Here is a 22,902-nt window from a genome sequence, read left to right as displayed (position 1 = left end):
GGAGTTGTGTCACGCTTTTTTCACGGGGTGGATCACGTCTAGGCGCGTATCATTCCTTCAATTCATTGGGGAAATGGGACATGGGCGTGACATCGGTTGGCAATGTAGAAGCAGACCAAAGGGCGGAAGATGGTGTGGAAGAGCTCGTCGCATTGGCGCGGATGATCGCCTATGCGCGACAGGTCGCCCAGGATGTCAAACTGCCGTTCGCGACGAATTGCCTCGACCTTGCGCTCGAGGCAGTGAAGCAGGAGGTCGGGGAGGGCTTGACCAGGGAATTGGCTGAATTGAGCTCCCCGGTTCCGCAAGTGAGCGTCAGAAGCCACTAGACCGGCATGCGTCCGATCGGACGCGCTGGAACGCTCTACCACTTCAAATCCATGCATAACCCCGGAAATCAGCATCGATTTCCGGGGTTATGCATATGTTGGTCCGGTGAGCGGTCAATCGAAATCCATTCTGTGAGCTGGCGCGAATTATAGATTGGGAGAAGCCCGGTTCGTTCAGGGCGGACGCATGCGCTGTTGAGTGTGGTTGGGCGGTTTATTCAAACGCTGTTCGACATCATCGCTCGGATGGTTTCGGCGCAATCCGTAAACGATTCCGTTGACGTTGCCTCCGGGCAGAAAAGCGGCGGCGATTTTGGGTCACGCACATCGTGCGGACGATCGGCCGATTGACGGCCGATCCATTGACCTCAATGGGTCAAATTGCGCTTCTGGGCCAGCAGTAAAATGTAATCGTCGGCAATGTCTGCGATGGCCATTGCGACTTCCGCTGGATCGCATCCCTCGACCTTCGTATTTGCAATGAACTGATAGACCGCCTTTTCGATCTGCTTCCGGCAGATCATCACGCGCTCATCGTAACCAAATTCCGGAATCTGCGATGCCATATCACTCATCAGGTCGGCTCCCTCGCTACTTACAGTGACCATGACACAAATTATAAGTTGAGCAAGCAAATGCTTTATGAAGGGTTAATTCGCGGGCGAGGTGCGACCATTTCGACACAGGTCGGGGCCTTTGATGTAATGAATCAGGACCGTCCAACTTCGTCCAAGCATATCAGTTGTTTCGTATTAGGCGGCTCGCCTAGAGGATAGGCATTTCTTACGCCGCGGGTTTTGCATCGGTATTTCCGTTGGCAAGTACAGCCCCATATGCCGGCCTTTGAAATGACAGACCGAATGCCGTTGGGCTGAATTGGCCGGTCCTATATAATATCGTTATGTATCAGAATGTTAATGTTTCGTGCGGCGATGTTGAATTGCATCGGCAACTTTTCCACGCGCGACCAGCCCCAGGACTATTGGGGCCATCGGCCGTAACAACATCACCAGTGTGCCGGCAGGTTGTCCGATCGTTGAGAACCGGGGGGAGGAAAATAGCTTTCGGGAGATTTCCAGCCCTCGCGCGAAACCTGAACGCCGATGCTTATGAAATGAAGGAACTAATTAAACTGGTAACAATAATTGAGTATAACAAAAAAATTTATCAAAAGGTAAAATTTATGGCTTTCAGATAATGGTTGTATTTAGATGCCAGTGGTGAGGCGGTTAAAATTATATCAAGAAATAATCAGAGGATGCATTTTCTAATAGCGGCATCGATACTTATTAATTTCTATTGAAAAGCAATATCAACTTTATGATGGATTGCTCCGTCTCCGAAATTTCACTGCAGATCCCAAAATATCGCGCGCTCAATTGAAATTTTGATCGAAGTATTAAGCAGGAGAGCCGGCACTTCGACCGTCACCTGCCGATGATGCGAGATTTTCTCATCAAGCCGATCTCAACAGCGTAATATCGTCGTCCGAAGTAAGATCTATCTATGCTGATGCAGAGTTAATGGCGATTGCATTTGTGCAACCGGTCGAGAAGGAAAGTTGAGGACCCGCCGGGGTGGTTGGCGGGTCCTCCAGTCGGAATGCTTGCACAGTACGCAGGTATGATTGCAGTTAAAATCGACATTGTCGAAGATTATTATTGGGGTAGTTCTTCCTTCTGTAGATTACTCTCTTTTTTAGCAATTGCTATTCTTCGTTAAAATAAAAGCTCGTAGTACAAAATAGCGAGATAGTCACCAGGCTGATGGACGGGAGGCGTTGTCAAACCTCTGAATGTTTGACGGTGCTCGATCTCTTCGGCGCGACATAGCGGCCGAGCGAAAAACGCCATCGACAGTCGTTCAGCCGACAGACATCAAGCCTCCTGCGATGAGGTCGCCACAGAGCATTCGCCAGACCGATCCATCTCAGACAAGCGGCTGAGCAATGCCTTCGTTCTGAAGCGAGACCAACCACCGACCAAGGGGAGAAGCGGGTCTATCTCTTCGAATTTCCTGAGATTCTTTTGCTTTTGTTCCCTCGCTGGCCAGACTTTCGACAACGCCCGGCGTGTGGCTCTGCCAGCTTTTGAAAAGAGCAGCCTGGCGAGGATGCCGGAGGCGAGCATTGGGCTATGATGATAAATGTGTTTGAGCGAGGTCGCAGCGCTGGACCAATCTTTCAAAGCGGCAAATTTTGAGAATGCATAAAGATGCGCCGACGCGCGGGCGCAACTGATGACAAAAGCCGGAAGCTCAGGATTGCGGGCGATGCATTGCTCGGTCACCGCCAGAAGCGATCGCGCCATCCGTGACCTGTCTGAAGACATAGCTGCGGAATGTGAGCGATAGCCCACCAGACCCAACGGCACCGTCTCGATCTTGAAATGTTCAGCGGTGCGGAGTTCGAAATCGAAATCCTCGCATCCTCCAATCCCCTTTCTGGCATAGCTTGAATCGTAGCCGCCGATCTTGTCGATAACAGCGCGGCGAACCATGAAGCCGCTGCCATTGCCGACGAAGCGGAATACGAGATGACGGTTGAGAATGCTGTCTCGGGCGTTCAGCGACGAACCGGATCTTGTGCAATATCCTTCGGTATCGATGAAGCGGTGAAGCGCATAGACCGCGCCCCAGGCGTCCGGCAAAGGCTGGAGAGCCGAGAGCATTCTTTGGATATAGGTCGAATGCCATAGGTCGTCTGCATCGAGGAAGGCGATAAAGTCGGATTTCGATGCCTGGATCCCGGTATTGCGGGCCGCAGCGACGCCACGGTTTTCGGTCGACAGAATTCGGATCCTTGAATCACTCGCGGCGAAACGGCGACAGATCGAGGGCGTCTCGTCCGTCGAGCCGTCGTCGACGATGATGATCTCAAGCGCCTTGTGGGTCTGGTCGACAACGGATTGGAGCGTCTGGGCAAGGTATTCTCCGGCATTATAGGCAGGGATCACGACCGCCACCCGAACACCTGACATCGTTGACACATCCATGTCCGTCACCCGAGCTTAGATGTGGGTGCGGGCGGGCGGAGATCGATCCGGTTCTTCATCAGCCTGGCCACAGCGGGCCGATGGCTGACGACAATCAGTGTTCTGCCGGCGTCTTCTTTCATCGCCGAAAACACCCGCATCTCGGTCTCTTCGTCGAGCGCGCTTGTTGCTTCGTCCAACAGCAGGATCTGAGGCCGGCCGGCGAGCGCGCGCGCCAGGCCTATGCGCTGCCTTTGCCCGCCCGAAAGCCGGATCGCCTCGTCACCCAGCCATTCATCAAAGCCATACGGCAGATCTTTGATGAACTCCGTTGCGCAGGCCACATCGGCCGCCCAGCGGATATCCTGCTCCGAGATATCGCGACGGAACCGGATGTTGTCGAGGACCGTACCCTCCATCAGTTCAACGTCCTGGCCCGACACGGAGAGCAGTTGCAGCCAGCTGGAACGGTCGATGGTTGTCAGATCCCTGCCGTCGACCGTGATCAGGCCCCGGGTCGGCGGGTTGAGATCGAGAATCATGTTGAGGATTGTGGTTTTGCCGGAGCCACTCGGCCCCGTCAGAGCCGTCGTCTCGCCTGCCCTGATCGAGAAGCTGAGATTGTGAACCGCCGGTGCGTTCGATCGCTCATAGGCGAACGAGACGTCGTGGAAGACAATCGCCTCCGCCAGGCGGCTTACCTTTTCCCCTTGCGAAGCCTGCTTGATGTCATCTTTCTCTGATAGCAGCGCCAGGACGTTTTGCAGGGACGCTTCCATCTCGTAAAGGCTGAGAATCTGGGAATCAAATCCCTTGATATGCGGTTGAAGCCTGTAAAGAAGGATCGTCGCCGAGAGCGCCGCCTTGAAATCGACCGGCAGGAACTCCGAAGACAGAATGATCGTCAGGATGACCCCGAAGGTCAGAATTTCGCTCAGAAGCGAGGTTATCGCTCCCATCCAGTCCGACCGCCGCCAGGTCTGGCCGACGTCGTTGGAAAGCGCCGCGAAGAGTTGTTGATGACGCTTTTCCATGCCGAAGCTTTTGACGGCTTTCAAAGTCTGTAGCGTTGTCCAGCTCAGTTGCGTCAATGCTTCCACTGCCGCCAATGCAGAGGCGCCGAGACGGCGGTAGGCACCGGCAAAGAAACCCAATACAAAATTATGGATGAAACCGAAGGCGAGGGCGAGCAACGCGATCGGCCAGGCCATTACCAGCATGCCGACGCCGAAAATCACAATCGTGCCGAAATTCACTCCCAGTCGTACCAGGCTGGCATGCGCCGACGACACTGCATGGGATTCGGTCGCGATAACGTTGATCAGGTCGCTACGCTCGTAATCCTGAAAGCGCTGAAACGGCATGGTCAAGACCTTGGCGTAGAGACGGTCTCGCATGCGGTCGCTAATTCGGTGGTTGACAGCGCTTGCAATGAGCGAATTGGCGCATCCGAGAAAAATCCGAAACAGGATCGAGCCGATCAGGATGCCGATCAGGACAGGCTTCGAGAGACTGAGGTCAATGCCGCCGAAAAACGCCGGAAGCCATGCAACGGCGGAGCCGGAAGCGGGACCTTGCTGCCCGAGAAGAAAGACGAGGCTGACCAGAAAGGTGATGCCGACCATTTCCGAGAAGCCGGTAAGAATTCCCAGGATGATCATCACTGTCATCTTGAGTCGCAGTGCCGGTACGAGTTGCAGAAGCTCGCGGAACCGAGCCGCTACAACCAGGTTGTAGGCTCTTGCGGGTTTAGCGGAAGGCGGCTTTCGAAACCTATTCATTGTTGACCATCCGGGAAGTGGTCAGACCGGTTGCCTCTTTGGCAGGCACGGCTATGAAACGATCGCTGAATGCTGTTCCGGGTTGCGGAAGCGGCGCGTTCGCGACGCGGGTTTTCGGCCGCGCCGAAGACTTGCCGAGGACGCGCTTTGCCATCCGGAGGCCGCGTTTCGCCTGGCGCCAGCCCTGCTGCACGCCGTGGGCGATAAGGCGCAAGGAATATTTGCTGACCATCATCGGCGCCAGCTTTTTGACCTGGGCAAAATCGCTGCCGAGAAACGCCTTGGCGAAATACCAGCGCGCCGTGTTGAATTCGGCTGTCTTGATGTCACGCGTAAAATGCGGATAGCGCGTGATGATCGGGGCCATCACCAGGGCGTGGGACTTCAGCATCCGATAAGCGTTGCTGGACATATTTCCCTTGGTGAAACGATAACCGGTCAGGAAATCGGGAACCAGCGCAAAGGGCAAGGTTTCGGCCAAAGCCAGATAAAGTTTCAGATCTTCGCATCCCTCGGCGCCGTTGTCGCGCAGGCTGGCGTCATAGCCGCCGCAGCGAAGAATGTCCGCCCGCGGCATCAAGGGCGTGCTGCCATTGCCGATGAAGTTTTCCCTTAACAGAGGTTCGAAGATATTCCCTTGATGCAGGACTGGTCGCGAATGACCGAAAATGATCCCGTTTTCGTCAATCGCCGCATACCAATTGTAGGCGACTCCGCGTCCGTCCGGAAACTTCCCTAGTGCCTCAAGCTGGAGCTCGATTTTCCGGGGGTGCCATAAATCATCGGCATCGACGGGGGCTATGTAAAGGCCGCTGGCCTCCCGGACGCCGTGGTTGCGCGCGCGCGCAACCCCACCATTCTCCTGGCGGAGAACACGGACACGGCGATCGATCAGGCTGTGGTCGCTCGCGAGATCGAAGGTGCCGTCCCGCGATCCGTCGTCGACCACAAGGATTTCGAGCTTGTCGTAGGACTGGCTGGAGACGCTTCTCAACGTTTCGGCAAGCGTCCTCTCGGCGTTGTAAGCCGGTATGACGATGGTAATGAGAGGGGCCGCAACGCCAGTTATTGTCATCCGATAAAAGCTCCCGGCAGGCCCATAAGTTCGGGAAAGGCTTCAAGAGGACAATCGCCGCGGACTTCCAGGCGTGGCAGACCGAAGAGATTGTCGGAAAAGGTGGCTTTCGCCTGCCGTGTCGTGAAGCCGACCCCATAGCCGGCAAGCGCCAGAATGCCGGGGACCCTGAAGTCCGTCGCGCCATAAGGAAGCGCAATGGATTCCACGGAGGTGCCCAGCCGGCTGTGCAGCGCATTGCGCGAAAGCATGGCTTCGGCCAACAAGGCTTCGTTGTCCATCGCAGTGGCCGGTGTGTGTGATACGAGGTGGGAGCCGAAGCTGATGCCCTTTTGGTGCAACTGCTGAATATCCGACCACAACATCAGCGGCGCAGGCTCTCCATAGGCAGAATCCCAATCTGATTGACCGCCGACTTTATCGGTGACGACGAATACGTCGGCGCTGAAATCATTCTCGGCAAGGATCGGGAAGGCGTCCGTCAGGAAATCCAGGTAGGCATCGTCGAAGGTCAGCATGACGGGCCGGCCCTGGACCGGCTTGCCGCTGCGCAGCAGATCCGTAAGCGCCTGCGCCGTCAGCGTGTAATAACCCTGGCGCCGAAGGAACTGCATCTGCTTGCGGAAGACCTCGGGCGGCGTGCGGAAGCGCCGGAGTGCCGCGGGGCCCTCGTCTGCGATCCTGTGATACATGAGGATGGGAACCGAGGTCGTAACCTCCGTTGTCCATGCCGCCTCACGCTCAACGCCAGCCGGCCCCCAGATGATGTGCTTCGCCACGTCGGCGTCCAACGGAGTTCCGTGCCGCTCGACCCGCAGCACAGGATCGGCCAGAGAGCCCTTTCTGAACCGGTGGATGGCGTAAAGTTCGGTTTCGATCGTGTCTTCCAAGGCCAGGCCAGGCTGTGCGGCCAAAACCTGTTTGATCGTGCCGACACCGAAGGGATTGCCCCAGTCGAAACCGGTCCGGGTGGGTTCGTCCCGGCGGATATGCGCGTGGGCCGTAATCAGGTAGCCGTTCGGCTTCAACGCTGCGGCCATCTTACCGCAGACGGCGGCAAGCATCTCCTCATCCTTCATGTAATAAAGCACTTCGGAGCAGACGACGAGATCCTGTTCGGGTGGAAGATCTTGTCTGACGAAGTCAAGCACACGAAGCTCGACATTGCGGTGGTCGTGGCACCGCTCGACGGCCCTGTCGATCGCCCGCTGGGAAATATCCGTGGCCGTCAGCCGACCGACCTTCCGCGCCAGCTTCTCGGTAAAGATCCCCTCGGCGCAGGCGAGCTCGAGGGCCTTCTCGATCCCTTCCGGGATCAGGCTCAACGTCTGCGCATATTTGACCTGCTCGTAAACGGAGACGTAATTCCATGGATCCGGGCGCTCAAAGATATGCTCCCAATACTCTTCTTCCGACTGAACAGGGGGAGCCGCATTTTTTTCCTCCGGACACGGGCCAGAAGAGTCTGAAAGCAGTCGAGTCGGATCGCGTCGGAGATTCCGCAGGATGTCGGACAGCCTGGCGTCGTTGTCTTGTTTGTCGCTTGGCGCGCAGGCAAGAAGGGCGTTGCGTCCGGTACGGACCAAAATCCGTTCGAGACGTCCCCGCCGCCGGCCATTTCGTATGATGAGGCCACCGAAGGCTCTGTACCCGCGCAATGCCTCCTTCGTCCAGGAGCTCATATAGGCGAGCTTGGGCGGTGTTTGCAGATGCTCTTCGGCCTGCATCTCATGCATGATCAGCCTGATCTGCGCCCGGATCGAAAGATCGCCCCAGAATGGCCCGACGAAAGAGCCGACATGCTGTCCGCCGGACAGGGCATGCATGATGAGCGTGTCGGCTGGTTCGGCCTTGGGAATTCGCGAAAGCGTCTCGAGCGCGACACCGACCACCTGAACATTGCCAAGCGTGAATGACCGCAAAGGGTTTGCGGCCGATATATGCCAGGAAGCGGCCTCAATGATCTTGCGCCCAGTGCCAGGGAAGGAATGTTTCTGAATCAACTGGATGAGCAAAAGGAACGTCGGCTGCCATTTATCGCTGACATCAATGAGATCGTCGGCCCGATCGATAAAGAGCCCTGTCTGCAAACCATGCAGAATTACACCGGCAAGAAGGTTCTCGTAGCCCGCGCCGTCCGGCATGTCAGGCAGGAGCGATGCAAGGGCCGCTATATCCAAAGTCGGATCGAGCTTGGCCGCGACGACCCAGGCTAGCATGCGCAGCTGGCTGATCGCGGGCGTGATCCAACCTGTCTCCGGCTCCTCGGCCGACAAGCCTTGCTGCATCTGCAGCGCTTGCGCCTTCGTTGTCACGAGAATGGCATCACGCATCATTTTGGTCGGATCGCCGGATAGAGAGCCCGACTTCATGCGATAGAAAGCCAGGCACCTGTCGACTCGACGAAATTCGGCGCCCGAAAAGGCCATGCGAAGCCAAAGATCCCAGTCTTCGCAGGTCTGCAAGGTCTCGTCCATGCCTCCCAAAAGCTCGAAAAGGCTCCGGGGAAAGACAACCGTATGTATGGCGAGCGCACAAAAGGAGGAGAATTCGCGCTTGGCGGCATCACCCGTCAGGGTGGGAGGCTGTTCTACCTGCATAAGCCTGCCGTCCGGGGCGACACGGCGGTAGGCGCAATAGGAGATCACTGCTGGAGATGCATCTTCTGCCACCGGCAGCATGCTTTCAATGAAGGTCGGATCCAGCCAATCGTCGGCATCCAGCATGCAGAGCAGAGGTGCGGCAGCCAGTCTGGCGGCATGGTTTCGCGCCGCGGCGGCGCCGGCATTCGGCTGACGGGCGGGGAGAATGCGGCTGTCCGTTTTTGCGATGCCCTCGATAAGCTCCCAGGTGCCGTCTGTCGAACCGTCATCGACCACGACGGCCTGCCAGTTCGATCGCGTCTGCTGCTGCAGGCTGGCAAGACATTCAGCAAGCGTATCGTCGGCATTATAGGCGGGTATGAGGAAAGAAATGTCAGGCTTCACAGCGGTTACCATGCGGGCCTCTTCCATCGCCGCAGAACGTATAGAGCGCCATTTACGCTTCCGAGCATTTCCTGCTTCAGGAAGAAGTCGTGTGATGTCGCACCTTTGCGAAGCCGTCTTTTAACCCTTCCGGCATAATATTTCGGAAACGAGAGCAGGATCCGCCGCAGATTGGCGTTATTTCCTGTGTTCTGATACTGGACGAGCAGGGCTGCGACGTGGCCACTCATATATTGGTAGATCTGTTTGGCGAGCCCCTTCATATCCTTGCGATGAAAGTGCCAGGCTACCGCCGTCGGCTCGTAGCGGCAGACATGGCCATGATGGAGGAGCCGATTCCAGTATTCGGAATCGCCTGAGCATCCGGCAGCTCCCATGTCCAAGCGGACATCGAACAGGCCGATCTCGTCGAAGACCTTGCGGCGGATGGCCTGGCTTGCGCCGGCTCCGATCGTCCAAACCGGAGCGCCGTAACGTGTATCCCTGGTATAGAAATCCTGATTGAAATCCTGCCGCAGATAGCCCCGGCCGAAACTCCAATGCTTTTCGAAGATAAACTGTGCAGGCGTTGCGAGTTCTCCGGGAAGGACCAATCCGGTGACGCAGGCGATCTCCGGCAGATCGAACCCCTTCATCAAGTTCTCCAGCCACCGCTCGTGGAGGACGACGTCATCGTCCGTAAACGCGACGAATTCGGTTCTCGCCGCACGAACCGCCGCATTGCGCGCATAATCCAGCCCGACCCGATCTTCACGGACATAGGTGGCGCCCGATTCCTCTACCACCCGACGCGTCGCCTCGCCGGCGGAGGCATTATCCACCACAATGATCTCAATGGGGCTGAGTGACTGCTTGGGGATCGAGGCCAAGCAACGGCGTAGTTCCTCCGGCCGGTCCTTTGTGCAAATCAGAATGCTGACGTCGCGGTTGCGCACCGGCGTTTGCGCGACATGACGCGCATGCTCGAGCGTCTCGGGTCGCACGACACGTTCGGCGAGTGCCGCCGCCGTCTCGGCCCTTTCGATATAGGCTTGTCCTACCGGAAGACCATCCGACAGAAAGACCACGAGCCCATTGGAGACAGGGGGCGAAACGGCATCGAAGCGAGGGGTGGCGAGATCAAGATAGTGAATCGGTATGGGAAAACTTATATCCTTGAGATCGGACGGAACTGGTTCTCGCATTATTACTCTCTCAATCGCACCGTGAACATACGCCACCTGCATCCAGGACGCGAGTCTCGAAAGTCATCATGGCTTATTCTGCCGCGTGTGCCTTCATTTGGTTCCTGAACCAGTCGAGCGTCATTGCCACGCCCTGTTCGTAGGTGATTTTGCACGACCACTCGGGCATGACATAGTGCGCGTTGGTCAAGTCCGGCCGTCTGTTCGTGGGGTCCTGCGGCGGTGACGGCTCGAAGACGATCGGCACGCCGCCAACGAGTCTGGAGACATATTGCGCGACCTCGAGAACCGAAATCTCGCGATCATTGCCGACGTTCAGAGGCCCCTTATAGTCGGTTTCATTTATCCAGAAATAGCGCGCGAAACCGTCGACAACGTCATCGACATAGCCCCAGCTGCGAGACTGTAAGCCGTCGCCGAAAACGGTAATCGGGCGACCCGAAAGCGCCTGGGTGATGAAGTTGGAGACCGCGCGGCCATCGTCGGAACGTGTCCGGGGACCATAGATGTTGAAGGGGCGAACGATCTTGACGTCAAGCCCTTGGGTACGCTGCATCTCGAACAGCAGCGACTCCGTGCACCGTTTGCTCTCGTCGTAGGACGAGCGCGGACCGGTGCAGTCGACCTGGCCTTTGTAGGATTCCGGCTGCGGCGACACCAGAGGATCGCCATAGACTTCGGAAGAAGAGGTGAAACCGAAACGCCCGCCCTTCTTCAGCAAGTCGAGCAACCGGAACGCCCCGAGGAGATTGGCGGAGATCGTCCTCTTCGGCTCCTTCATGTACCACGGCGGCGATGCGGGCGATGCAAGGTGATAGATTTCGTCGAATTTATCCGAGGTCTGCAGCGTCTCGACGTCGGATTTCACGAAGTGGAAACGGGGGTCCCTGATGTGGGCGATATTCTCGAAAAGCCCGGTCCAGAGGTTGTCGACAACGACCAGCTTCTGGATGTCTTTCCTAAGCAAAAGTCGATCGCACAAGTGGGATCCGATGAAGCCAGCCCCGCCAGAAATCAATACGCTTTTCATTGCTTTGCCCCTCGTGACTTGAGATAAGGTGTTTGCTTATTAGCATCGCCTGTATTGCATGACAATTACTTAGAGTCTTTCTAAGAAATACTCGCTTATTAATGTTAATTCTTATACGTGCCTACCTTAAGGCGATGCGTGTCCCTGCCGCGTTCGGTAACGAGCGGCCACGCCGGAACGGATGCTACAGATGATCGTCGCGCGATCATCACGACCTGCCCAATCTCGACCATCCGTTCCATGAGACGGCCGCCAGCATCTGCGGGTCGATCGAAGGAATCGGCATGGTATCGAGAACCTCTCCGACGAGTTCGGATCGAGAGCTGAGGTGCCTCATCGAAAAGCATGTCGCTCGGTGGAAACACTGGATCCTTGAAGTGTGTTATATTTTCGAAAGGTCCGGTGCAAAGATTGTCAATAACAGCCAGTTTCTGGATATCACTTCCTAAGTACAAGTCGGTGGCATAAATGCGATCCAATGAAGCCGACCTAGGAATTAACACGTTTCTCACATCGTCCTGCCTCGTTACTTAAGAATATATTATTGTTATTACAGCGCGCGGACGTTTTGTATGGGCACGAAGTCCGGGGTGGGTCGGACTTTGGTCTGGGTTTCGGGCGCGCGGAAACGTTCGTCATCGTCGTTCGACGCGCGTCCTTTTCAGGCGCGGAGATCGCGCATTAACACATTGAATCAACCTCATTGTTCCGGAGAATCGATTCCGATTTTCGAGCCGATGCGCGAGTGACTGTAAGGCATGCTGGTTTTTTAGGAGCTTCTAAAAAGTGCGAATTGGCCGCCGTGCGGCCATTCTAACGCTGACGATAGAGTTTCCAGAGGCATCTGTATGTCCTCGTCAATCGCGCTCGGCATGGGTGGCGGCGGCTGGTTTCTCGGGATCGCCAACCGGTTCTCACCATGGTTGTTCCAGCGCTTCCGATCGGCTTCGTACAGCGCATCAAGCCTTGATGATTGAGGTCAGCCCTCCGGAGGCGACGCAAACCGGCTCGCATCGAACAGGTCTGTGGCGGCGAGCGGAATGATATCCTCACCTGACGTCGCGACATTGACCTCGCGATGAACCGTGCGGGGGGAAACGTGAGGCGCGCTCAATCCCATCAGCTCTCCTGGAGAATGCAGCGCCCATTTCATCAGCGCCGCGTCGGACGTCGATCCAAAGAAATTGGCTCCTTCCCAGGAAGCGGTCATGGGCAGGGAGGCGATCATTTCAGCGCCGTATTTGGAGGCCTGGTGTGCAACAACGAGGGGTTCGAAGCGGGCGTAGGTCGGCAATGCCGGCGCCGGCCTATCCGGAAGCACGGCAATTGGGCCAATCGACGCAGTCTCCAGTATGTCATCTGCGCCCGCGTCGTGCTCGAGGGCAGGCGGCCGCATCGCTGGTACCGGAATCGGCAAAGAAGAAACATCCCCAGTGGACCGTTTGTCATCGCGCTCGACCGCGCCCGTCTGCAGCGCGAGCGCATTCAATGCTCGGCTTCGGGGCGCAGGCAGAAGCGCCGTCACGAGGTTATTGTCGCCGCTCGAAGTGGTCGGCGCTCCTGTATCTTCGTCTTGTCCAGCGGTGCTGGCGATCTGGATCGAGGTGGGGCCGACGCGCTTCTTGTAGTTCGCAATCGCCTGATCGTATCCCGGCAGCGGCCGGCCATCGGCCGGGAGATGCATGGTCTGCCCATCCGGGAATATTCGAGCGAGTTCCTGCCGGGACATGCGGGGCCAGGCCCTGACGTTGCCGACGTCGAGATGCACGAAGGGCGATCCCGAGGTCGGATAATATCCGACGCCGCCGACCTGCATCTGCATGGCAAGTGCACGCAGCCTCGAAAGCTTCACGCCGGGAACATAGAAGTCCATCGCCTTGCCCAGCATGTGCTGGCTCTTCTTGGCGACGCCCGTGGTGCGTGAGCGGTTGCGGAGCATATTGTTGGTGGTGGGCGAACGATAGGCGGAGACGATGTGGATGTAGTCCGTGCCGCCGCTGCGCTTGTACACTTCCCAGACCAGGTCGAGCAGCCGGGGATCCATCCGGGTCGGCTCGTTCCTTCGCCAGTCGCGCAGAAACCGGTTGATCTGGGCAAGGCCCTTTGGATCGAACTTGCCGTCCCGCTTGTAGGTAATCGTCGCCCTCTCGCCCGTATGGGTAAAGAACAGCTTCAGGGCGCGATCTTCCGCCGAGGCAAATGATGCGGAGCCGACAAGTGCCGGAAGCGCAAACAGCGCCGGCAGAATGGTCTGCGCGACGAAACGTTCCGCACGCGACAGGAGTGTCGCAATTCCGCCCAAGGCTGCGCCTGATAGTCCTTGCACTGGATACCTCAACACGAACAATCCCGCCCACACCAAACACTCGGCGACGTGCGGGAACCTCCGCATCCATCGCGCTCAGTAAAGCCAGCTTATGGTCAATAAATTCCTAACGAGTGGATGCGTGAGCTCGGCGGATTGAGGATGCGAATCATCCCAAGCGCAGTCGGAGCCTGCGCCCGCGGGAGGAGAGCAGCCGCTCTGAAACGGTTACAACCGCTCCCGACCTTCGATCTCCCCGAACACGCGACCTCAACTCCCACCTGGCGGCTGACCAGAACATGCTTCGACCTTAAACCCGGATCAACAGGGCAGGCCAGTTGGGAATGAGGCATCCGATGCGCTGCTATCCGCCAGCCTTGTCGATCGGTACAGACGCGATGCTTGCCCAGAAATGCGCACGTCGGTCGGAACTGGAAAAATTCGCTGAACAAACTCTAACTATGTCCTCAGAAGTTTGGACTATCCTCATACCCTTCCAACTCGGGGCACCCCCTGATGTTGCCGAAACCGATCGTTCGCCGGTCGCCCGATTCATCCAGACCTCTGAGCACGATGACATTATCATCCTGCTGTATAATCTCGCTACGATAGATGCCGGCCCGAAGCGCCCTGTTCTTCGCTTGGCTTATATTACATTGCCCGGGCGGTGGAGTGACGTGCCAGTATCTCGTTCCTTGCCCATCGGAATGCCATCCTCCCGAAGCTGCGAATCCCGACAAGCTGGATAGCAGTATGGCAGACGCCAATATTACACTGCCTAGAACCAGTTTCATGTAACCTCCGTAAGCCGCGGCAGGGCTGGTCTTCATTCTGCTTGTCCTGTTTTCAACGGACAACCGAGTTTCCCATGGCGTCACCACACTAGGTGGCTCGCGCTAACACTGTGCTAACGACCGCTTCGGCAGCAATTTGCGGATAGTGAAAACGAGGTTTTTTCGACGCGGTTCGCCTTTTGCTACCGATGTCGCCGCCTTTGTTCACCCTCGCGCGGATGGTCGGATCCGGCGATCGTCTCGAACACGGGTAGCAGCCGGGCTGCGTCCTGCGCGATCTCCGCCATTTGTCGTGACGTGGAGCTCCTCGTCGTCGCTGTCGGAAGCGCTGCGACTTTCTCCAAAAGCGCGACCGCGTCGCACTGGAACTCCTGCACGGTCTCGGCCGAGCGCCGGCGGGCGGCGTCGAGCATGGCCTTCTTGCTAGCTCGAGCCTGATACTGAAATTCGGTGAGCTTGCTATCGGCAACTCCGCGCCGGACTGCTCTCAGGTCGGAGGTGTCGAAGCGGACGCCGGAAGCGATCTGGGCCAGGGCGATCTCGCGAACCGTCGAATTCGTGGTAATGAGACCGCGGATGACATCGTACGAGACGGCATTCTTCTGGAGGAACTCCTCGTAACCTTTGAGCTTCCGCGAGAACTGTGAGCAGGTCTTGATTTCGCTAGGCATAAGGCCGCAGCGGGTCATATCAACGAGCGCATAACCGGGCTCGATGCTGGCGCGGACGGCTATCTGGCCAAGCCCCCATACCAGGGGGAACTCCTGCCCACCTATTTAATCGAACGTGACTTCGCCGCCGGAACTTGATTAGCGCTCGTACGTTGAGCGCGAAGGCCAAGGAGACGCAAGATGCCTCGGTTGATTTCATTCATGCTGACGCGCATCGCTGCCGGCGCCGGATTGGGGTGCGTGGTAGGGCTCGTCGTATGGAGCAACGGGTTTGCCGGAATTTCCTCAGCTAGTTCGACGGATTATTACATCGCCCAGGGCATGTTCGTGTACCTGTTCGCCAGCACCCTCGGCGTTGGCTATCTCGCCACGGCACTTATGCTCGATGACACCCGATAACAAGCGGGGCGTCGCGAGCTCGCGGCGACTTTGGAACAGCTTACGGGCGTCTCCGAGACAAGGACGAGGGCAGGGCCATTGCGAGCGTTCCACATTGCGATGTCCCGGTGCCAGCTATTCATTATCCCGCGCTTGCTCCGAAGAACACCCAGGTTGCGTCGCGTCGTTACCAACGCGGACATGATCGTCCTGGATCCCCCTCTTAAATGCCTTTATGCCGTGTGCAACGTCGGCCATCAGTTCAGGTATCTTGCCACGACCAAACAAGATAAGCACGATGACCAAATCTAGAAAGATGGGCGCAGCCTTCGCACGCAATTGAGACGAGCGGCAGCGGTTTCGAGAAGAAAGCTTCTTGGCGACCATCCCTAGAAGGCTTCTATGGCCGACCTAAGCCGTTTCCCGCTGCGTCTTGCATCAGGAGGCGCGAGGTACCTGCAAGATATTTGTTTGGGGCACACCAAGCGGATCGAGGCGCAACCAAGCTGTTGCGCTGACTGGCGGCCACAATCGGGATCCCCTTGAGCGAGTCGTTTCGATGTGGCGACGCGTGTGCAGGCATCGCCCGCCGAGAACACTTCTGACTGCTTCGCGACCTTGTCGGCCGCGCGGGGGAACGTGGGTTCTCTGCCGCGTCAGGACGGACTGTGACAGCAAGGCGCCGTGGTACTAGGATCGTCCTTCAAATGCTTCCCGTCCCAGACGTCAATGCCGATCGAAAAGCTCCCGGATCATGGACGCCAGTTCCCTCGCAGTGTATGGCTTGCGAAGCCATCGAGCGCCGGAGATGACATCGGTCGTCGCGAGGGCCGGCTCCGAGTACCCGGAGGTGAAGAGGACGGCGACGTCGGGCCGAAGGAGGCGAGCCTCCCTCGCCACCTCGTCTCCGGTCATTCCGCCCGGCATGACGATGTCTGTGAACAGGAGCGCGATTTCCTGGTGGTCGCGCAAGATTCCCAATGCTTCACGGCCGTTCTCCGCTTCAAGCACCACGTATCCCATGTCGGCGAGCCGCGCGACGGCTACCCGGCGAACGCGTGGATCATCCTCCACCACAAGAATGCTTTCGCTTCCTCGCGGAAGCGGATTGGCTTGTTTGCCGTCTTCTGAATCTGGCTTCTGCAGTTTGGATCCTGTCAGGGCCGGAAGGTAGATCCGTATGGTGGTGCCTCGACCTACCTCGCTGTATATCTGAAAATGGCCCCCGGACTGCTTGACGAAGCCGTAGACCATGCTGAGACCCAGTCCCGTTCCCGATCCGACCTCTTTCGTGGTGAAGAATGGCTCAATGGCGTGCTTCTTCACTTCGTCCGTCATTCCGACGCCCGTGTCGGTGACGGAAATGAGCACGAAATTGCCGCTGCGGACCTCTGGGTACATCTTCGCATAATCTGAATCCAGGTGGACGCGCGAGATTTCGGTGGTCAGACTACCCCCCTTGGGCATGGCGTCGCGAGCGTTGAGAGCGATGTTGAGAATAGCGTTCTGAAGCTGCGAGCTGTCGACCACCACGTTCAGATCGGATCCCGCGATCGTCGTGGAGAGCTTGATGTCTTCTCCGAGGGTTCTCCTAAGCAGATCAGAAAAACCTGTCACGAGCTGACCGAGATCAGCATGCTTGGGATTGAGAGGCTGACGCCGGCCGAAGGCAAGCAACTGGCCCGTAAGTTTCGCGCCGTCGGCCGCCGCGTCCTGCGCCTCCCTGAGGATGTCTCGAAGCTTGCCGGGGGGTAGCTTGTCCTCGATCATCTCGAGATTCCCGCTGATCACGGTCAGAAGGTTGTTGAAGTCGTGGGCCAGGCCGCCCGTCAACTGCCCCACGGCTTCCATCTTCTGAGCCTGGCGGAGATCTTCCTCGATCTTGAAGCGGCTTGTCAGATCACGGACGAAACCGGTGAAGATCCGTTCACCGTTTGCCGTCGCTTCCCCGACGTGTAACTCCATCGGAAATTGGGTGCCGTCGGCCCGCTGGCCGGTGACGACTCGGCCGTAGCCGATGATCCGCTTTTCACCCGTCTCGATGTAGTGGCCGATGTAGCCGTCGTGGGCGTCACGATAGGGATTCGGCATCAGGTTTCTAACATTGCGCCCACAGATCTGATCGGAGGCCATCCCGAACAGCTTTTCTGCCGCCTTGCTGAATGAAAGCACCATTCCTTTATGGTCGATGACCACCATCGCATCCGGAACGGTGTCGAGAATGGAACTTAGATGGGCCTCGCGGGACTTGACCGCGTCCTGAGCCTGTTTCAGGGCGCTGACGTCGCTGTTGGTCTGAATGATGGCCAGGTCGCCGTCGGGAAGGTTCACAAGCACGCAGCGGGAGGCGGCGTGGATCTCATGCCCGCTTTTGTGACGATGGATGATTTCGCCCTGCCAGAACCCGCGTTGCTTGATCTGGTTTCTTATTTCGTCCACCGGCTCCGGAAACCTGGTGGCGAGCAGTTCGTAGACGTTCTCGCCGACCGCCTCGTCCCTGGTCCAGCCATACATGTTCTCGCAGCCGATCGACCAATGGCTGATGGTGCCCTCGAACCGATGGATCAGGATATCGGCGCCGTCCAGCACGTGAACCATTACGTCAAGCTCCTGATAGGAGGCTGTTCGTGGCGATACGAGACGGTGAGGCATGGTTTGTCCGGCGTGCAATTAGTGGAGACTGACGCTATGGCAGGTTTTCTCCGAGAAATCATCTGGGTTGCCTGAGAGTTCCTGCAAACGGCGCAAGTTTACGATTCTCAGGTCATGACGCCCTTCCGGAACAACGATGTTCCGGGAAGCGAGCTTTGTGATCGTGCGGGATACCGTTTCGATCGTCAGGCCGAGGTAGTCCGCAATATCCTGGCGGTTCATGGGGATCCGCAGCAGGCCCTTGTTGACCCCGGCGGTGTGACGGAACACCAGCCTGGCGATGAAGCTGCAAAGCCGCTCTTCGGCATTCTTCTTGGACAGAAGCACCATCTGGTCATGAGCGGCGACGGTCTCGTTGCAGAGCAGAGAGATGTATTCGGGACGCAGCAGGTCGCATCGCCCAACCTCGTCAAGAAACCTCTTGCGTGCGACACGCCGAATCTTGCAGTCGGTGACTGCCTCGGCTGTGAAGAGGAAGTCGTTCTGAAGAAAGGCGCCGACAACGTCGCCCCCGAAGTGAAAAGCCGTGATCACGCGGCGTCCTTCGCCGATGATGCGCTGGAGCCGGACGACGCCTTCGACGACCTGGAAGAGGTGTTTCGCTGCGTCGCCCTCCCAGCAGATGGCCTTTCCGGCCGAAACCGATTCCAGTGGCGACATATTGAATACGGAACCGAGGGAGGGACCGCCGCGCGCATTGCTCGTGGTGGCTTCGATCTGTTGGAAGCCTTGGCGATTCTGCATCAGCATCTTGGTGTCCCCGCGTTTTCGATGGATGCAATAGAAGGCACGCACGTCACACGACAATGATTGGCGGGTTTCAAATGGTGAGACTGTGTAACCGTTTGTAACAGCCGCGGGATGCGGCCCCCAAAGTCGTCCTTCATTGATTTAGATCAAGGAGCAGAGGCCGCCCCCATGCCAGTCCTGCCTCAAAGTACGAGAAAGCCGGCCGCGTTGCGGTCGTCTGGGCACTGGGGACGACGTGATGAATTATACAACGGAAACGGCAGTGGTCGCGGTCGCTGCTTTCCTAGCGCTGCTAGGAGCCGCATTCGCGCACGATAATCTATTTTCGGTCCACATGGGCATATTATGCTTCTGCTTGTCCGTTGGCACCCTGCTGCTGGTGAGGAACGTCGATTTTTCGCCCGCTGGAAGACAGCAGAAGGTCGACACGTCAGGCTATTTTGACGAGGTGATCCGGTACGGACTGATCGCTACGGTCTTCTGGGGCGTAATCGGCTTTCTCGTCGGCGTAGTCGTCGCCGCGCAGTTGGCCTTCCCGGACCTCAATCTAGCGCCTTATCTCAATTTCGGCCGTCTTCGACCTGTGCACACCTCCGCCGTCATCTTCGCCTTCGGCGGCAACGCGCTCATCATGACCTCATTCTACGTCGTTCAGCGTACGTGCCATGCGCGCCTTTTCGGCGGCAGCTTGGCGTGGTTCGTTTTCTGGGGCTATCAGCTCTTCATCGTCATGGCCGCGACAGGCTACGTCCTGGGGATCAACCAGGCGCGCGAATATGCGGAACCGGAATGGTACGTGGACATCTGGCTGACCATCGTCTGGGTGGCATACCTGGCCGTCTATTTGGGGACGATCCTAAAGCGCAGGGAACCGCACATCTATGTGGCGAACTGGTTCTACCTTGGCTTCATCGTGACGATCGCGATGCTGCATGTGGTGAACAACCTTGCCGTTCCGGTGTCCTTCCTTGGCTCGAAGAGCTACTCGGTCTTCTCCGGCGTTCAGGACGCGCTGACACAGTGGTGGTACGGCCACAATGCGGTCGGCTTCTTCCTTACCGCGGGCTTCCTGGGCATGATGTACTACTTCGTGCCCAAGCAAGCGAACCGCCCGGTCTATTCCTACCGGCTGTCGATCATCCATTTCTGGGCGTTGATCTTCATGTACATATGGGCGGGTCCGCATCATCTGCACTATACGGCGCTTCCAGACTGGGCGCAGACGCTCGGCATGGTCTTCTCGGTCATGCTCTGGATGCCTTCCTGGGGCGGCATGATCAACGGCCTCATGACCCTTTCCGGGGCCTGGGACAAGGTTCGGACCGACCCTATCATCCGCATGATGATCGTCGCCATCGCCTTTTATGGCATGTCGACTTTCGAGGGCCCGATGATGTCGATAAAGACCGTCAACTCGCTGAGCCACTATACAGAATGGACGATCGGCCACGTACATTCGGGAGCCCTCGGCTGGGTCGGCATGATCACCTTTGGTGCAATCTACTACCTGACGCCCAAGCTCTGGGGACGTGAACGTCTCTACAGTCTGCGGATGGTCAACTGGCACTTCTGGCTCGCTACACTCGGCATCGTCATCTACGCCGCCGTGCTCTGGGTGGCCGGGATCCAGCAGGGCCTTATGTGGCGCGAGTACAATTCGCAGGGCTTCCTCGTCTACTCGTTCGCCGAGACCGTGGCCGCGATGTTCCCATACTACGTGCTCCGCGTCGTCGGAGGCGGCCTGTATCTGGCCGGCGGCCTGGTGATGGCATGGAACGTCTTCATGACGGTCCGCGGCCATCTCCGCGACGAGGCAGCCATTCCGACCGCATACGTGCCCCAGGCACAGCCTGCCGAGTGAGGTGAGAAAATGGCATCGATACTTGATAAACATAAGATCCTCGAGAAGAACGCAACGCTTCTTCTCGTCGGCTCGCTGCTCGTCGTCAGCATCGGCGGCATCGTCGAAATCGCACCGCTGTTCTACCTGCAGAATACGATTGAAAAGGTGGAGGGGATGCGTCCCTATACGCCACTCGAGCTGGCCGGCCGAAACATTTACATTCGCGAAGGCTGCTATCTCTGCCACAGCCAGATGATAAGGCCGTTCCGCGACGAGGTGGAACGTTACGGTCATTACTCTCTGGCTGCGGAATCGATGTACGACCACCCATTCCAATGGGGTTCGAAGCGAACCGGGCCGGACCTTGCGCGCGTCGGCGGCCGCTATTCGAACGAGTGGCACGTCCAGCATCTTTCCGATCCGCGGGCCGTGGTGCCTGAATCCATCATGCCGAAGTATGAGTTCCTCAAGTCGAAGGAGCTTTCGGTCACGGATATTGGCATGGACCTCAAGGCCAACGAGGACGTCGGCGTTCCCTATACCGACGACATGATGGCCAATGCCGAAGCCGACATGAAGATGCAGGCCGATCCGAACGCCGACACCACGGCGCTGCTAGAGCGCTATCCGAAGGCCAAGACCGGCGACTTCGACGGCGATCCGCAGACGCTCACGGAGATGGACGCACTCGTCTCCTACCTGCAGATGCTTGGGACGTTGGTCGACTTTTCAACCTACGACGACGCAACCGGCTATCGATGAGGCGATGCAATGGAAACGTACACAGCGATGCGGCACTTCGCCGACAGTTGGGGCCTGCTGGCAATGGCCGCGTTCTTCGTAGGCGCCGTCGTCTACACCCTTCGCCCCGGCAGCAAGCAGACGGCGGCGGAAGCAGCCGATATTCCCCTGAAGGATGACTGAGATGTCGGACAAGCATATCGATGAAATCAGCGGCGTCGAGACTACCGGTCATGAATGGGATGGTATCCGCGAGCTCAACAATCCGATGCCGAGATGGTGGGTCTGGACGTTCTATGTCTGTATTCTATGGGCGATCGGCTACGCGATCGCTTATCCAGCCATCCCGATGTTCACTTCCGCCACGAAGGGCTATCTCGGCTACTCAACTCGCGCCGAACTGCAGCAGGAGCTTGATCTCGCCAAGGCATCCCAGACGAAGTTCCATGATCTGATCGCTGCCAAAACGGTGCAGGAGATCGACGCGGATCCTGCTCTTCGTGAATTTGCGAGCGCCGGCGGCGCGTCCGCGTTCAAGGTGAACTGCGCGCCCTGTCATGGCTCCGGGGCGAGCGGCGGTCCGGGCTTTCCGAACCTCAACGATGACGAGTGGCTGTGGGGCGGAGATCTGGATGCCATCCAGACCACGATCGCCCATGGGATCCGCTTCGACTCGGATGCCGAAACCCACGCTTCCGAGATGCCGGCCTTTGGCGACGTTCTGGAGCCTGTCCAGATGCGGCAGGTCGCCGCCTATGTGTGGGGGCTGAGCAATACGCCCTCGGACCCCGCTCTCGCAGAGGCGGGAAAACAGATCTTCCTCGACAACTGCGCCGCATGTCACGGCGAGAATGCCAAAGGAAAGGCGGAAATGGGTGCGCCGGACCTCGCCGACGCAATCTGGCTGAAGGCGCGCGGCGAAGATGCGATCGTTCGACAGGTCGCCTCTCCCAAACATGGCGTAATGCCTGCCTGGGCAGCGCGCCTGGGTGAGACAACGGTCAAGGAGCTTACCATTTTTGTCCATTCGCTTGGCGGTGGAACCTGAAGGAGATCAACATGACCACGCACGACCACGACCCCTTGCTCGCCCTTTATGGAATCCCCCGCGCGGTCGTACACTCGCGAGTTTCCGTGCGCGCAAAGCCCGTCACACCCGATCCCGAAAAGGGGATGCGGAAAAGATGGGGAATTCGATGATCAGTTTGATCGGGCTCAAAGAACAGAAGCCGACAAGCAGGTAGGAACCTCTCGAGGACGTCCAGGCGGTCTCTCCCCCGCAGTTCCTCCAGGCCACGCGTTCTCTTCCGAGGCGTGGCCATTCCTAAGCTCCATCTCTCAAAGGAGCCGATTGCGGCGGGCTGCTACCAGCCGGCATCTAGTCTTTTTGGGCCGCGTTTCCCTGTCCGG

At 57.8% G+C, this 22,902-nt stretch carries 19 protein-coding genes and 2 pseudogenes; 7 read left to right on the top strand and 14 right to left on the bottom strand.

Annotation, left to right across the window (positions count from 1 at the left end; translation table 11 throughout):
* The first annotated feature begins 80 nt into the window (after positions 1 to 80).
* Entirely contained in the window at positions 81 to 329 is a 249-nt protein-coding gene (locus N2A41_RS16220; RefSeq protein WP_017965724.1) for a hypothetical protein, read from the top strand.
* 368 nt (positions 330 to 697) lie between these two features.
* Here N2A41_RS16220 and N2A41_RS16215 read toward each other — a convergent pair whose 3' ends face one another.
* From N2A41_RS16215 to N2A41_RS16170, 11 genes and pseudogenes are all read right to left on the bottom strand, one after another.
* Positions 698 to 904: a hypothetical protein gene (locus N2A41_RS16215; protein ID WP_004676311.1), complete on the bottom strand. Its 207-nt coding sequence runs from the start codon at positions 902 to 904 to the stop codon at positions 698 to 700.
* A gap of 1,302 nt (positions 905 to 2,206) precedes the next feature.
* The gene (locus tag N2A41_RS16210) at positions 2,207 to 3,331 is read right to left on the bottom strand and encodes a glycosyltransferase family 2 protein (protein ID WP_017965721.1); all 1,125 of its coding nucleotides are present in this window, start codon (positions 3,329 to 3,331) and stop codon (positions 2,207 to 2,209) included.
* Positions 3,328 to 5,082 carry an ABC transporter ATP-binding protein gene (locus N2A41_RS16205; protein ID WP_162118025.1) on the bottom strand — a complete coding sequence of 585 codons (1,755 nt, stop codon included), beginning with the start codon at positions 5,080 to 5,082 and terminating at the stop codon, positions 3,328 to 3,330. The genes N2A41_RS16210 and N2A41_RS16205 overlap by 4 nt, the downstream gene beginning before the upstream one ends.
* Positions 5,075 to 6,151, bottom strand: coding sequence for a glycosyltransferase family 2 protein (locus N2A41_RS16200; protein ID WP_260111062.1), 1,077 nt, complete (start codon positions 6,149 to 6,151; stop codon positions 5,075 to 5,077). The genes N2A41_RS16205 and N2A41_RS16200 overlap by 8 nt, the downstream gene beginning before the upstream one ends.
* 2 nt (positions 6,152 to 6,153) lie before the next feature.
* Entirely contained in the window at positions 6,154 to 9,156 is a 3,003-nt protein-coding gene (locus tag N2A41_RS16195) for a trifunctional glycosyltransferase/class I SAM-dependent methyltransferase/polysaccharide deacetylase (protein ID WP_260109237.1), read from the bottom strand.
* Positions 9,150 to 10,370 (bottom strand): glycosyltransferase family 2 protein, encoded by a 1,221-nt coding sequence (locus N2A41_RS16190; protein WP_260109236.1) that lies wholly within the window; start codon positions 10,368 to 10,370, stop codon positions 9,150 to 9,152. The genes N2A41_RS16195 and N2A41_RS16190 overlap by 7 nt, the downstream gene beginning before the upstream one ends.
* 31 nt (positions 10,371 to 10,401) lie before the next feature.
* Complete coding sequence (locus tag N2A41_RS16185) at positions 10,402 to 11,358, bottom strand: NAD-dependent epimerase/dehydratase family protein (RefSeq protein WP_162118028.1); 957 nt, start codon at positions 11,356 to 11,358, stop codon at positions 10,402 to 10,404.
* Positions 11,359 to 11,717: 359 nt separating this feature from the next.
* Positions 11,718 to 11,838, bottom strand: a pseudogene (locus N2A41_RS33330) (NAD-dependent epimerase/dehydratase family protein); the annotation flags it as partial.
* A 499-nt stretch (positions 11,839 to 12,337) separates the two neighbouring features.
* Positions 12,338 to 13,750 (bottom strand): DUF882 domain-containing protein, encoded by a 1,413-nt coding sequence (locus N2A41_RS16180; RefSeq protein WP_222386714.1) that lies wholly within the window; start codon positions 13,748 to 13,750, stop codon positions 12,338 to 12,340.
* A gap of 380 nt (positions 13,751 to 14,130) precedes the next feature.
* The gene (locus N2A41_RS16175) at positions 14,131 to 14,493 is read right to left on the bottom strand and encodes a hypothetical protein (protein ID WP_260056558.1); all 363 of its coding nucleotides are present in this window, start codon (positions 14,491 to 14,493) and stop codon (positions 14,131 to 14,133) included.
* Positions 14,494 to 14,639: 146 nt separating this feature from the next.
* Entirely contained in the window at positions 14,640 to 15,128 is a 489-nt protein-coding gene (locus N2A41_RS16170) for a hypothetical protein (RefSeq protein WP_222386713.1), read from the bottom strand.
* 6 nt (positions 15,129 to 15,134) lie between these two features.
* Here N2A41_RS16170 and N2A41_RS16165 point away from each other — a divergent pair.
* Positions 15,135 to 15,224 (top strand): annotated as a pseudogene (locus tag N2A41_RS16165) (DNA-binding response regulator); the annotation flags it as partial.
* A gap of 84 nt (positions 15,225 to 15,308) precedes the next feature.
* Positions 15,309 to 15,527 carry a hypothetical protein gene (locus N2A41_RS16160; RefSeq protein WP_017965712.1) on the top strand — a complete coding sequence of 73 codons (219 nt, stop codon included), beginning with the start codon at positions 15,309 to 15,311 and terminating at the stop codon, positions 15,525 to 15,527.
* Positions 15,528 to 15,641: 114 nt separating this feature from the next.
* Here the strand turns inward: N2A41_RS16160 and N2A41_RS16155 are convergent, their stop codons facing one another.
* The 3 genes from N2A41_RS16155 to N2A41_RS16145 all read right to left on the bottom strand — a co-directional run bounded on the left by N2A41_RS16155 (position 15,642) and on the right by N2A41_RS16145 (position 18,908).
* Positions 15,642 to 15,845 (bottom strand): twin-arginine translocase TatA/TatE family subunit, encoded by a 204-nt coding sequence (locus N2A41_RS16155; protein WP_260111061.1) that lies wholly within the window; start codon positions 15,843 to 15,845, stop codon positions 15,642 to 15,644.
* Positions 15,846 to 16,232: 387 nt separating this feature from the next.
* Positions 16,233 to 18,158 carry a hybrid sensor histidine kinase/response regulator gene (locus N2A41_RS16150; RefSeq protein ID WP_026154302.1) on the bottom strand — a complete coding sequence of 642 codons (1,926 nt, stop codon included), beginning with the start codon at positions 18,156 to 18,158 and terminating at the stop codon, positions 16,233 to 16,235.
* 18 nt (positions 18,159 to 18,176) lie between these two features.
* The gene (locus tag N2A41_RS16145) at positions 18,177 to 18,908 is read right to left on the bottom strand and encodes a Crp/Fnr family transcriptional regulator (protein WP_222386710.1); all 732 of its coding nucleotides are present in this window, start codon (positions 18,906 to 18,908) and stop codon (positions 18,177 to 18,179) included.
* A gap of 238 nt (positions 18,909 to 19,146) precedes the next feature.
* On the opposite strand from N2A41_RS16145, the gene ccoN reads away from it, so the two are divergent.
* Genes ccoN through ccoP form a run of 4 tightly spaced genes read left to right on the top strand, consistent with a single transcriptional unit; the run spans position 19,147 to position 22,540 of the window.
* Entirely contained in the window at positions 19,147 to 20,769 is a 1,623-nt protein-coding gene (gene ccoN, locus N2A41_RS16140; protein ID WP_162118034.1) for a cytochrome-c oxidase, cbb3-type subunit I, read from the top strand.
* A 9-nt stretch (positions 20,770 to 20,778) separates the two neighbouring features.
* Positions 20,779 to 21,513, top strand: coding sequence for a cytochrome-c oxidase, cbb3-type subunit II (ccoO, locus tag N2A41_RS16135; protein ID WP_017965708.1), 735 nt, complete (start codon positions 20,779 to 20,781; stop codon positions 21,511 to 21,513).
* 9 nt (positions 21,514 to 21,522) lie between these two features.
* Positions 21,523 to 21,675, top strand: a complete 153-nt coding sequence (locus tag N2A41_RS16130) for a CcoQ/FixQ family Cbb3-type cytochrome c oxidase assembly chaperone (protein ID WP_017965707.1) — start codon at positions 21,523 to 21,525, stop codon at positions 21,673 to 21,675.
* A 1-nt stretch (position 21,676) separates the two neighbouring features.
* The gene (gene ccoP, locus N2A41_RS16125) at positions 21,677 to 22,540 is read left to right on the top strand and encodes a cytochrome-c oxidase, cbb3-type subunit III (protein WP_017965706.1); all 864 of its coding nucleotides are present in this window, start codon (positions 21,677 to 21,679) and stop codon (positions 22,538 to 22,540) included.
* Positions 22,541 to 22,902: the final 362 nt, after the last annotated feature.

It is taken from the genome of Rhizobium sp. SRDI969 (assembly GCF_025152725.1).
Taxonomy (GTDB): domain Bacteria; phylum Pseudomonadota; class Alphaproteobacteria; order Rhizobiales; family Rhizobiaceae; genus Rhizobium; species Rhizobium leguminosarum_I.
This window is presented reverse-complemented; position numbering and strand designations above follow the sequence as displayed.

Excerpts from the sequence above, each read along its gene's own strand:
- N2A41_RS16185 (WP_162118028.1), bottom strand. The coding sequence starts at position 11,358 with ATGAAAAGCGTATTGATTTCTGGCGGGGCTGGCTTCATCGGATCCCAC.
- N2A41_RS16130 (WP_017965707.1), top strand. The coding sequence starts at position 21,523 with ATGGAAACGTACACAGCGATGCGGCACTTCGCCGACAGTTGGGGCCTG.
- N2A41_RS16180 (WP_222386714.1), bottom strand. The coding sequence starts at position 13,750 with ATGCGGAGGTTCCCGCACGTCGCCGAGTGTTTGGTGTGGGCGGGATTG.
- ccoP (WP_017965706.1), top strand. The coding sequence starts at position 21,677 with ATGTCGGACAAGCATATCGATGAAATCAGCGGCGTCGAGACTACCGGT.
- ccoO (WP_017965708.1), top strand. The coding sequence starts at position 20,779 with ATGGCATCGATACTTGATAAACATAAGATCCTCGAGAAGAACGCAACG.
- N2A41_RS16170 (WP_222386713.1), bottom strand. The coding sequence starts at position 15,128 with ATGCCTAGCGAAATCAAGACCTGCTCACAGTTCTCGCGGAAGCTCAAA.
- N2A41_RS16175 (WP_260056558.1), bottom strand. The coding sequence starts at position 14,493 with ATGAAGACCAGCCCTGCCGCGGCTTACGGAGGTTACATGAAACTGGTT.
- N2A41_RS16205 (WP_162118025.1), bottom strand. The coding sequence starts at position 5,082 with ATGAATAGGTTTCGAAAGCCGCCTTCCGCTAAACCCGCAAGAGCCTAC.
- N2A41_RS16220 (WP_017965724.1), top strand. The coding sequence starts at position 81 with ATGGGCGTGACATCGGTTGGCAATGTAGAAGCAGACCAAAGGGCGGAA.
- N2A41_RS16160 (WP_017965712.1), top strand. The coding sequence starts at position 15,309 with ATGCCTCGGTTGATTTCATTCATGCTGACGCGCATCGCTGCCGGCGCC.
- N2A41_RS16150 (WP_026154302.1), bottom strand. The coding sequence starts at position 18,158 with ATGCCTCACCGTCTCGTATCGCCACGAACAGCCTCCTATCAGGAGCTT.
- N2A41_RS16190 (WP_260109236.1), bottom strand. The coding sequence starts at position 10,370 with ATGCAGGTGGCGTATGTTCACGGTGCGATTGAGAGAGTAATAATGCGA.
- ccoN (WP_162118034.1), top strand. The coding sequence starts at position 19,147 with ATGAATTATACAACGGAAACGGCAGTGGTCGCGGTCGCTGCTTTCCTA.
- N2A41_RS16215 (WP_004676311.1), bottom strand. The coding sequence starts at position 904 with ATGAGTGATATGGCATCGCAGATTCCGGAATTTGGTTACGATGAGCGC.
- N2A41_RS16145 (WP_222386710.1), bottom strand. The coding sequence starts at position 18,908 with ATGCTGATGCAGAATCGCCAAGGCTTCCAACAGATCGAAGCCACCACG.
- N2A41_RS16195 (WP_260109237.1), bottom strand. The coding sequence starts at position 9,156 with ATGGTAACCGCTGTGAAGCCTGACATTTCTTTCCTCATACCCGCCTAT.